At 69.3% G+C, this 10,451-nt stretch carries 7 protein-coding genes and 3 pseudogenes; 7 read left to right on the forward strand and 3 right to left on the reverse strand.

Annotated elements, in window-relative coordinates:
* Positions 1-366 precede the first annotated feature (366 nt).
* Positions 367-845, forward strand: a pseudogene (locus AQJ11_RS51860) (DUF6233 domain-containing protein); the annotation flags it as partial.
* On the opposite strand, the pseudogene AQJ11_RS51865 reads toward AQJ11_RS51860, so the two are convergent.
* Positions 846-943: pseudogene (locus AQJ11_RS51865) on the reverse strand (ATP-binding protein); the annotation flags it as partial.
* Positions 944-1,184: 241 nt separating this feature from the next.
* On the opposite strand from AQJ11_RS51865, the gene AQJ11_RS50175 reads away from it, so the two are divergent.
* The 4 genes and pseudogenes from AQJ11_RS50175 (at position 1,185) to AQJ11_RS47520 (ending at position 3,758) form a co-directional block, all read left to right on the forward strand.
* Entirely contained in the window at positions 1,185-1,463 is a 279-nt protein-coding gene (locus tag AQJ11_RS50175) for a hypothetical protein (RefSeq protein ID WP_059266715.1), read from the forward strand.
* A gap of 655 nt (positions 1,464-2,118) precedes the next feature.
* On the forward strand, positions 2,119-2,457 hold the full coding sequence (locus AQJ11_RS40290; protein ID WP_159061798.1) for a hypothetical protein: 339 nt from the start codon (positions 2,119-2,121) through the stop codon (positions 2,455-2,457).
* A gap of 76 nt (positions 2,458-2,533) precedes the next feature.
* Complete coding sequence (locus AQJ11_RS40295; protein ID WP_059266717.1) at positions 2,534-2,842, forward strand: DUF6233 domain-containing protein; 309 nt, start codon at positions 2,534-2,536, stop codon at positions 2,840-2,842.
* A 63-nt stretch (positions 2,843-2,905) separates the two neighbouring features.
* A pseudogene (locus tag AQJ11_RS47520) lies at positions 2,906-3,758 on the forward strand (IS5 family transposase).
* 19 nt (positions 3,759-3,777) lie between these two features.
* On the opposite strand, the gene AQJ11_RS40305 reads toward AQJ11_RS47520, so the two are convergent.
* Positions 3,778-4,746: a helix-turn-helix domain-containing protein gene (locus tag AQJ11_RS40305; protein WP_059266718.1), complete on the reverse strand. Its 969-nt coding sequence runs from the start codon at positions 4,744-4,746 to the stop codon at positions 3,778-3,780.
* 244 nt (positions 4,747-4,990) lie between these two features.
* Here AQJ11_RS40305 and AQJ11_RS40310 point away from each other — a divergent pair, with 244 nt between their 5' ends.
* Entirely contained in the window at positions 4,991-8,731 is a 3,741-nt protein-coding gene (locus tag AQJ11_RS40310; protein ID WP_244218600.1) for a S8 family serine peptidase, read from the forward strand.
* A 707-nt stretch (positions 8,732-9,438) separates the two neighbouring features.
* On the opposite strand, the gene AQJ11_RS52955 is transcribed toward AQJ11_RS40310, so the two are convergent.
* Positions 9,439-9,888, reverse strand: coding sequence for a DUF5958 family protein (locus tag AQJ11_RS52955; protein WP_398790881.1), 450 nt, complete (start codon positions 9,886-9,888; stop codon positions 9,439-9,441).
* On the opposite strand from AQJ11_RS52955, the gene AQJ11_RS40315 reads away from it, so the two are divergent.
* Positions 9,784-10,362 (forward strand): hypothetical protein, encoded by a 579-nt coding sequence (locus tag AQJ11_RS40315; RefSeq protein ID WP_244218601.1) that lies wholly within the window; start codon positions 9,784-9,786, stop codon positions 10,360-10,362. The two genes, AQJ11_RS52955 and AQJ11_RS40315, sit on opposite strands and share 105 nt — an antisense overlap.
* Positions 10,363-10,451: the final 89 nt, after the last annotated feature.

The raw sequence follows: 10,451 nt of genomic DNA on the forward strand, positions 1-10,451 counted from the left end.
CACGGCCTGGTGCTCGCGCCCGCCCGGAAGTTCACCGCCTCGCGCGTGCGCGACACGCGCGCCTTGGGCCGGGCCGCAGCGGGTGGCCGAGGCGGTGAAGAAGAACTCCGGCCCCGCCGGGATGATCGGGCGATGACCGACCGCCGCCGGACCCACCGCCGAGCCGTCCCGCACGCCAGACACCGATCCGCCGGCGCCGCGCGCCCAGCTCGCCGCCGAACGCCTGCCGTCCGTCCCGGCCGCCGCCGAGCCGAAGCCCGAGCGCCCGGCCGCCGGGCGCCGCGCGCTCTCCCCCCGGAGGTCCGGGCCCGGCTGCGTGTCTACCGTGGGACCGTGACCACGCCTTCCGACGACGCGGCCCAGCCGGTGCCGGTGCGGGTCGTCCTGCCTGCGGATCCGGTGCTCGGTCATCCGGAACAGGAGGTCGTCGCGCAGCTGTGGAGGCGGCGGCAGACCGAGACGGGCTGGCTGTACCTGGTGGGGCTGCCGTCGTACCGGGACCTTGAAAACGGCGGGGCGGAAGCGGCGGAGTACCGGGTGTGGGTCCGGGCTCCCGAGCACGTGCGGCCGGTCGACGGCGTCGACTCGACCAAGTCCCCACCGAGCCTCTTCCACCGGTGCCGCCGACGTCGGTGGTCCGCGAGGTCCTCGGGGAGCGCCGGCCTTCGGGCTGGATGCTGGCGAACGCGCGCGAGGGGCGGGGCCCGGCCCGGGGCGTGCTGCACGCGCCGGACTGCGAGGAAGCCCCGCAGGGCGCGCCACTGCTCGATCTGGAGCACGCGCTGAACGTCGCCGAGAACCCGGGAACTCAGCTGTGCACCATGTGCGGGTGCGCTCAGGAGCTTGGCTTTGAGGCGGTTCTTGAACCGGTAGCTGGGCCGTTGATGGTGATCACTACACAGTGGTGCAGGAGACGGTCGAGGATGGCGGTGGCCAGCACCTCGCTCGAAACTCTGTCCCGGACAGAGGTCGGACAGCGCGCTCACCAGGCCGGACAGGGCTGCAGCTGTCCGGGACAGCCACCGACGTTGACCTGCTCGGTGCCGCCGACGTAGCTTCCGACTGTCCAGCCGATCCATCAAGAGACGTGGCGTTCGGTGTCTCCGAACGATGGCTCGGAAGCATGTCGGCCGGACTGCTCGGACGATCCACTTCACACAACCTCCTCCTGCAAGGAGACAGTCATGCGCATTCGCAGTGCGTTAGTGAGCGCCGGGCTCGGCGCCGCGCTGGCACTCGGGGCAACTGCTCTGCCTGCCGCTGCCGCCGCTCCCGCGGCCACGCCGTCGGTCGCTACGCCTAACTCGGCCCAGCTCTACTGGGTCAACACGGGCGAGACCTTCAACCGGATCGACCCCTGCAACACACGCGGGTCGTGGTACTGGGACAACTACTCGAATGTCTACAGCTGGGACTGCCGCTGGAGCGGCAGCACCTACAAGCTGTGGCTCCAGAAGGGCTGAGCACCGCCGCTCACCACCCCGACCCGGGCAGCCCCCCGCTCACCGCATTGGTGCAACCCGAACAACGGGTGAAAGCGGCCACCGCACGTTGACGAGCGCCCTGCTCGTGGGCGACAACCGCGCTGGGCTGCTCCACCGACCGGTCAGTGCGAGGCGAAAAAGTGCGGGTGCGCGGCTGGGCCAGAGCCTCACCCGGCATCGGGTCTGATGTCCGGGTGAGGCTCTGAGCGCGGGCAAGGATGCCCCTGCGACCGGTCACCTCACCCGTCACGTCCTGCGGGCACAGCTCCTGCCGATCGTCGAGGTCCGGCAGGGGCAGACGCCGAAAGCCTGAGCTTGACGTCGGAACTGCTGTGTTCTGCCGGCCGCAGTCGGGGTCTCGGTGGCGGGTGATACCTGTAAGACATGGAAGACGCGATCCCGGATGCGCTGGCTCTCCTCCAGGACGCATTCCCGCACAGGTCCGCCATCGCCCTCTTGGTGGAAGGCGCTCCGCTCCTGGGAGGACCGGCAGGGTGTGGTGTTGCCTGAGCCATATCGCACCTTCGTGGCCGAGATCGCGAACGGGACAGACGAGGGACCCCCTGACGAAGGCGGTCTGTTGCCCCTGGGAGAGAAGCCGGCCAGCTGGGTCAGGTGGGAAGCGGACTGCTGGATGAGTCCTGAGCCGTTCGATGGCACAGCCGTGCGCGGGCTCGCCCAGCCCTTCCCGCTCGAAGAGGAATGGCAGTGGGAGTACGACTACTACGACCACGCATTGCACTCCGACACGTTGCATCAGATCTACCAGTGCGGCTCGGTGCTGCTGGGCAGCGACCGGCCCGGTGAGTACTGGACGCTGGCAGTGACCGGTCCGCAGCGCGGCCAGGTCTGGTGGCTCCGCGACGGATGCGCAGCTCCCTCCACCGATTCCCCGTCCGCGCAACTCGGGGGCGGCTTCCATGGCTGGATCGGGGACTGGCATGTCGGACAGGGCTGGTGGCGTCCCGAGTAGCCACCACGGATTGACTGCGTCGAGCCATGGGGTGCCCTTCGCTGCCGAGGACGCTTGACAAAGCCGATTCCACAGAATGCGGGTGTGGCATGCGATGTGGCTGGCCCGCATCGACCGCAAGATCGCGCAGCTGGTGCAACGGCAAGCCGAACAGGAACGCGGTCGGCGGGCGAAGCCGGAGCCGCCGGACTGGATCGTCGAACTCGGTATCGGAGTCGGCCGGCCGCCCGTGCAGGTCCACCAGGGCACCTGCTACATGGAAGGCAAACGGCAACGGCCCATCGGCCCGGACGAGGCCCGCCGGCTGCTGGCCGACGGCACCAGCGCGTGCAGCCGCTGCCGCCCCGACACCGCTCTGGGCATCGCCGGCTTAGAGAGCATCTGATCTAAGTAGTTGGTAGTTAGGGATGATTTTGTGACGGCTGGTGTGGGCTGTCGTCAGGCGAGTGTGAGTGCTCGTCGTCCCTACCGCAGTGGTGTGTCCGATGCCCGCTGGGCCTTGATCGAGCCGGTCTTCTCCGCCTGGCGGGCCAGACGGACCGGACCCGGCACGGCAGCTCGGGTGCACGACCTGCGGGAGATCGTCAACGCGATCCTCTACGTCAACCGCACCGGCATCCCATGGGAGTACCTGCCGCAGGACTTCCCGCCGTACAAGACCGTCTACGACTATTACGCGAAGTGGGAAGCAGACGGCACCACCCAGCAGGTCCACGACCTGTTACGCGACGAGGCCCGGCGGGCTCACGGCCGCAGCGCGGAGCCCACTGCGGCCGTGGTGGACGCGCAGAGTGTGAAGGCCTCGGCATGCGTCGCCGAGACCAGCCAGGGCATCGACGCCGGCAAGAAGATCAAAGGGCGCAAGCGGCACCTGATCACGGACACGCTCGGTCTGGTGTTGGCCGTCCTGGTCACCGCCGCGAACGTGCACGACACCACCGGCGGCAGACTTCTGCTCGATGACCTGGCCGCGGCGCATCCCAGCGTGACCAAGGTCTGGGCCGACGGCGGTTACCAGAACAGCATCTTTCAACCACGGCGCCCGGCTGGGCATCGATGTCGAGGTGGTGCAGCGGCCACGGGCGAGGGGGTTCGAGCCGCTGCCGAAGCGGTGGGTGATCGAGCGGACCTTTGGCTGGCTGATGCAACACCGTCGCCTGGCGCGGGACTACGAAGCCCTCCCGCAGAGATCCCGGACAATGATCCACTGGGCGATGGCTGACAAAATGTCCCGCGAGCTGACTGGAGAATCCGCACCAACCTGGCGAATCGAAACGGACATCCCGCCCGCATCGGCGTGAACACCGATCAGATGCTCTCTTAGATCCAGCCTCTTTTCGCGGCCTCGGCCCCCACCTGGAAGCGGGTGTCGAGGCCGAGCCCGGAGGCGATCGCCGCGATCCGGCGGGTCACGGTGCGCGCGCTCGTCCCCAACTGCCGGGCGATCGCCTGGTCCTTGTACCCCGCCTGCATCATCTTCAGCAGCAGGAGGTCCTGAGCGCTCGGCCCGTCGGCCGTCGCCGGATCGGTGGCGACGACGGACTGCGCACGCTGCCAGTAGGAGTCGAACAACTCCAGGAGCGCGTCGAGCAGCCCCGACCTGTGGACCACGGCGATCATGTCGTAACGGCCCGGGACCAGCGCGACCAGCGCGACGCGTCGGTCCATGATGCGCAGTCTGAACGGCAGGGCCGGCAGGATGCGGGCCTGCTCGCCGATCCGGGCGAGGTGGGTGATCAGCTCGAAACGGCCGGGCAGCGCCAGCGCCTCCGGGGTGTAGACGGACCGGATGTCGACGCCGCGGCCCAGCAGGTCCATTGTCAGGGCCTCCTCCAACTCGGTGCTGTAGTGGCCGAGATAGGAAGGCCGATCGAGCACCCAGAAGTGCGTGCGAACCGACTGCATCAGTTCGGCGACGCGCAACGTGATCTCCGCCTCGCCCGTGATCACCTCCACCAGTCCGGTCGGATCCTCCCGGAGCCGGCGGGCACGGTACTCGTCCGCCAGGTCCTCGACGGCGCCCCACACCGCGGTGAACGCCGCCTCGCTCTCGGCCCGGCGTCTGGCGAGCAGCGCGCTCAACGCGGTGTGCGGGCTGACCGGACGGTACTGGCCGTGCCCTTCCTTCCGCAGCATGCCCAGCTCCACCAACCGGGAGATCGTGCGCCGGATCCGGCTGGGCGTGGTGCCCAGGCTCTCGGCGATCTCGGTGGCCGTCCCGCCCGACCTGGTCAGACAGACCCGGTAGACCCTTTCGTCGAACTCGCTGATCCCCAGCGTGCTCAGCACCGGCCGCCCTCCCGTGATCACCGCCCGACGGCCCCTCGGGACGCGCGTGACGCGAATCGCCAACTGGCGATCTACGACACGAGTCTGATCTAGACATTTCTCCTTCACAAGCCTTCACTCTGAACGTTCACGCCGCCTGTCGAGAGATCCGAGCCACCTCGATGCCGACGACCGGTCAGGTGGCGCAACGTGGACGGCAGAGGACGACGGTGCTCTGCCCGACCGTAGACCCGGGAGAGACCTTGTGAAAGCACACCACCGCAGACGCTGGAGCGTGCCGGTCGCGGCCGGCGCTCTGGTACTCGCGCTGGCGGGCCCCTACGACGCGACTGCCTCGGCGCCCTCAACAGCCCGTTTCGACGCCGCGTCCACCGCATCCGTGTCCGACCGGGTGCCCGCGGGCGACCACTCCGTCACACTGATCACCGGTGACGTGGTCACCACCCGGCGGAGACCCGGCACCGACGGCAAGGGCGGAGGCTCCGTCAGCGTCCGCGGTGCCGGCGGGCGCCCCGCACAGACCCGCATCCTGACATCGGGCGACGACCTCTACGTGTTCCCCGAGTCCGTACTGCCCTTCGTCGCCCAGGGCACCCTGGACCGGCAGCTGTTCAACATCACGGACATGATCGCCGACGGGTACGACGACGCGCACCGCGACCAGCTGCCGCTCATCGTCTCCTACACGCACTCCGCCGGCACACGCCCCAAGGCCCCTGCTCTGCCCGCCGGGGCGACCCGGGTCCGCACCCTCGACGGCATACGCGGCGCCGCCCTCACCGCGGACCGCTCCCGCGCCGCTGACTTCTGGAAGTCCGTGGCCGGGACGGCGACGACCGACCGAGCCCGCAAGCAGGACACCGCAGCCGCCTTCGCCGACGGGATCGCGCACATCTGGCTGGACGGCCTCGTCCACGCCGACCTCGCCGACAGCACCGAGCAGATCGGCGCGCCTCAGGTCTGGGCGGAGGGCAACACCGGACAAGGCGTGGATGTGGCGGTCCTCGACACCGGCATCGACGCGGGACATCCCGACCTCGTGGACCGCGTCGCGAGCCGGCAGAGTTTCGTACCGGGTGAGAACACGGACGACCGCTTCGGCCACGGCACGCATGTCGCGTCCATCATCGCCGGCACCGGCGCGGCCTCCGCCGGCAGGGAGAAGGGCGTCGCCCCCGGCGCCCGCCTCGACATCGCCAAGGTGCTGGACGACACCGGCTCCGGACAGACCTCCTGGGTCCTGGCCGGCATGGAATGGGCCGCGATCGACCAGCACGCCAAGGTCATCAACATGAGTCTCGGCGACGCCCAGGTGTCCGACGGAACCGACCCCCTCAGCCAGGCCGTCGACAAGCTCAGCGCCGAGACGGGCGCTCTGTTCGTCGTCGCCGCCGGCAACGCGGGCGCACCCGGCACCATCGGCGCACCGGGCGCGGCGAGCACCGCGCTGACCGTGGGCGCCGTCGACTCCGGCGACTCCGTGGCCGACTTCTCCAGCCAGGGCCCCCGCGTGGACGGAGCCCTGAAGCCGGAGATCACCGCGCCCGGCGTCGGCATCCTGGCGGCCAACTCCCGGTTCGACGGCAACGACGCGGGCGCCTACCAGACCATGAGCGGCACCTCTATGGCCACGCCCCACGTGACGGGCGCCGCCGCGCTGATGGCCGCCGCTCATCCGGACCTCACCGGAAGCCAGCTGAAGGACCTGCTGACCAGCAGTTCCCGACAGACCCCGCAGTACGACGCCTTCCAGGCGGGCAGCGGCCGCCTCGACCTCGCCGCGGCCGCGCACGCCGGAGTCTTCGCCACGGCGACCGCGTACGCCGCGCAGGTCCCGCAGAATCCCGCCGGCGGCGTGCGGCGCCCGGTGACCTACACCAACACCACCGACACGCCGGTCACCCTCGCGGTGACCGTCGAAGCCGCACATGCCCCGGCCGGCGTGTTCCGCCTCTCCGCCCCCCAGGTGGTCGTGCCCGCGCACGGCAGCGCCGGTGTCACCGTGACCATCGACGGCTCGGCCGCCCCCGCCGACGGCCGGTACACCGGCCAGGTCGTCGCGAGAACCGCGGCCGGGAAGGTCGCGGCGCACACCGCGGTCTCCCTCGGTGACGTCATGCACAAACTGACCATGACGTTCAAGGACGCCCATGGCCGGCCCATGTCCGGCGTGGTCGAACTGCTCAGGTCCGGTGACGACTCCCCGGCGTTCGTCGAGATCGACGCCTCCGGCACAGGGCAGATGTACCTGCCCAAGGACGTGTACTCGGTGCTCTCCTTCAAGACGGTGCAGGGCGTCCACGGCCCCCACTCGTGGGGCATGGCCCTGCTGGGCGACCCTGACGTCTACCTGGACAGCGACACCACCGTCAGCCTTGACGCGTCCAGGATCAGCCGCATCGACATGACGGCCCCTCAGCGGACCGAGACGACCTACCAGCGACTGGACTACACCCGCATGATGGGCGGCCAGAACTGGCGGGACTACATGGAGACCCAGACGAACTACGACAGCCTGTGGGCCCAGCCGACCATCCACAAGGTCACCCACGGCGACTTCTACCTGGCGGCCCGCTGGCGCAAGGAGAAGCCCGCGCTGGCCGTCTCCACCCGCACCACCGACTTCACCGATGTGCTGCGCCAGGACGGCGTCACCCCCCTGCCCAAGGGCAGTGCCAAACTCCCGCTGGTCTTCGCCGGCCAGGGCGCGAGCAGCGATTACGCGCACCTCGACGCGCACGGCAAGGCCGTGGTGGTACGCCGCAACGACGACGTCACCGACATCGACCAGGCGGCCGCCGCGACAGCCGCGGGCGCCGAACTCATGCTGGTCGTGAACAACGTGGACGGCCGCGGCTTCCGCCGCTACAACGCGCCGTTCGGCTCGACACCCGTCCCGCTCGACGTGGGCCTGCTCAGCACCGACGAGGGCGAGAAGCTCGTCCAGCAGGCCCGGGCCCGCAACGCCTCCGTCACGGTTGACTCCGCGCCCGTGAGCCCGTACGTCTACGACCTCAGCTGGACCTGGCACAACGAGATCCCCGACCGCATGGTGGTGCCGGGCAGTTCCAGGAACCTCGCCCGGGTCGACGAGACCTTCGACAGCCCGGCTCCGGGGAAGACCGGCGGCGAGTTCCGCTTCGACTGGCCTGCCTACAACAACTGGGCCATCGGCGAGCTGATGCCTGAGCCGGTGCGCGGCAAGCGTACCGACTGGGTCTCCACCGGGGGGTTCAACAGTTGGAGCCAGAGCGCTTACGCGGACGGCATGGTCTTCGAAGCCGGGGCCAAGACCGCCTACCGGGCGGGCAGCAGGCAGTCCGAGGAATGGTTCAAGCCGATCGAACGGCCCTACCTGAACGACGTCTACAGTCTTCCCACGCGCAAGGGCGACCACCTGTACATCGACATTCCGGCCTGGGGCAGCCGCGACCACGTCGGCATGAACCAGATCGACGGCGCGGCGGAGCAGCGCCAGACCCTCTACCAGGGCACCAAGGAGCTCGGCACCGGAACCTTCACGCAGGTATCGGGCGACGCACCCAGCGCCGGCAAGCTGCCGTACCGGCTGGTGGTCACGGGCAAGCGCGACGTTCCGTTCACCCCGTACTCCTCCAGCACCCGCACCGAGTGGGACTTCACCTCGAAGGCGGCGTCGGACGGCTCCGACACGGTCCTGCCACTGCTGCAGATCGACTACACGGTCACCACCGACCCGGCCGGGCGGGCCGGGAGGCACGACACCCTGTCCGCCACCGCCGCACAACTGCCGGGTGCCGCCGGCGCCGGCCGGGTCGGCGCGGTCACCCTGGAGCTGTCCTACGACGACGGCACGACATGGCACAGGGCCACCGGTGACCATGACGGACGGTTCCGCCTGGACGCGCCGAAGAACGCGTCCTTCGTGTCGCTCAGGGCGAGCGCCGAGGACTCGGCGGGCAATGCGGTGCACCAGACCGTGATCCGAGCGTTCGGCCTGCGCTGACGCCACCCCGCTGATCGCACGCGGGTAAAGGCCGGTCCGTCCGTGGTAGCACGACCACGGACGGACCGTCCGCCGCCGGGCGCCCCGGACGGCGCGGTCCGTCCGGCGGGGGCGCTTAGAGGATGTCTGGTTCAAGTGGTTAGTGCATATTTGCGGTATATTTCACCAAGTTGGGAATGCTTCGCCGGCTACGTGTTTGGCAAGGGCGGAAATCGCCGCGAGGCGGATCATGCTCTCGGAGCGCATGGGTTTGGTTTCGTAGCCGTGGGCGAGCCGGTGGTGCAACATGATCTATCCGAGGCTTCGCTACACGACCCATCGCCTGGGCAGGACGGAGGGGGCCCCGGGCGGGCGCTGGAGGAAGTCACCGCGGCTGCTACGGCTGCGCGAAGGGCCGCGCGGCGAGGTCCTCGCCCAGGCAGAAGGCGGCCGGACGGAAGGCGCACGGACGGGACTTGAGCGGACGCTGGTTCGTTGAAGGCTCCTCACTGGAGACGGTGACACGTCGGTCGGACAGAGGTGACCTCAGCAGGAACGGCCCGCACCAGGTTGGCGCAGCGGTCTGAGGGGTGGGAGGAATCCGGCCTCAACCCGCCGGCCCGGGCCGTCGAGGAGGAAGGCGCTCGCCACGTTGTACGCGGCCGGGGGTTGTGCGCGGGCGGGTCGTTGAGTTCTCCCTAGTCGAGGACGAGCCGCGACGGCCGGTGCTACGGCTGCTCGGTTGCCATCGGCAGGTGGTGCCATGCGTGTCCACAGGCGCCTTTGCAGTACGTCTCGCGGCGGCGAGTGTCAGCGACGGCGAACACGGAGACGAGGACGCGGAATGCGTTGGGGTATTCGGCGGGCGGGAGGCCCGCGGACCCGTAGCGGGGCGGGTCCGTGCAGATCATCACCGAGCAGTAGGCCGTTGGCTTCACACCGGACCGCGCCACCCCCGAACGGCCGTCAGCAGCTGTGATGTGCGCCAAGCCCGAGCGGGGGCAGGTCGTTGACCTTCCCCCGCTCGGCTGCGGTACGTCACCCACCGCCGACGACTGTGAGATGCGCCCGGTATGAGCCCGACACCCGAGCTGACGCAGAGGACCCTGACCACACGTGGCTTCCGCGGCTTCGTGCCGTTTCGTGAACTGCCCGGCAGCAACGTCCCCACCGGGCACGGAATCTACGTGGTGATCCGCACGGACACCTCGCCCCCGTCATTCCTCCCCACCAACCCTGCTGGGCACCTCAAGGGCCGCGACCCGTCCGTGACCGCCGACAAACTCCGCGCCGCCTGGGTGGACCGGGCAACGATCGTGTACATCGGCAAGGCCGCAGGTCAGGACGGACTGGATCAGCGGCTTGCCGACTACCGACGCCACGGCACCGGTCTGCTGGCCGGCCACTGGGGCGGACGCTACATCTGGCAACTGGCCGACTCGGATGCACTGCTCGTTGCCTGGCGGCCGATGACCGAGGATGACCCGGGTGAGGCCGAGCAGGATCTGATCGACGAGTTCAAAGAACTCCATGGAGGAGCTCTGCCCTTCGCCAACCTCAGGAACAACGCCCGAAAGACTCGGAGACAGACGCCAGCCTCAACTAGGCGGTCTCGTTTGGATGAGCTGGATCAGCGGGCGGACCAGAGGTAGATGCCCGCGATGTGGAGTCCGGCGAGGTAGATGGTCGCGGTCTTCTCGTAGCGGGTGGCGATGCCTCGCCACTGCTTGAGGCGGTTGAT

Origin of the sequence: Streptomyces corchorusii (assembly GCF_001514055.1) — a bacterium.
GTDB lineage: Bacteria > Actinomycetota > Actinomycetes > Streptomycetales > Streptomycetaceae > Streptomyces > Streptomyces olivaceoviridis.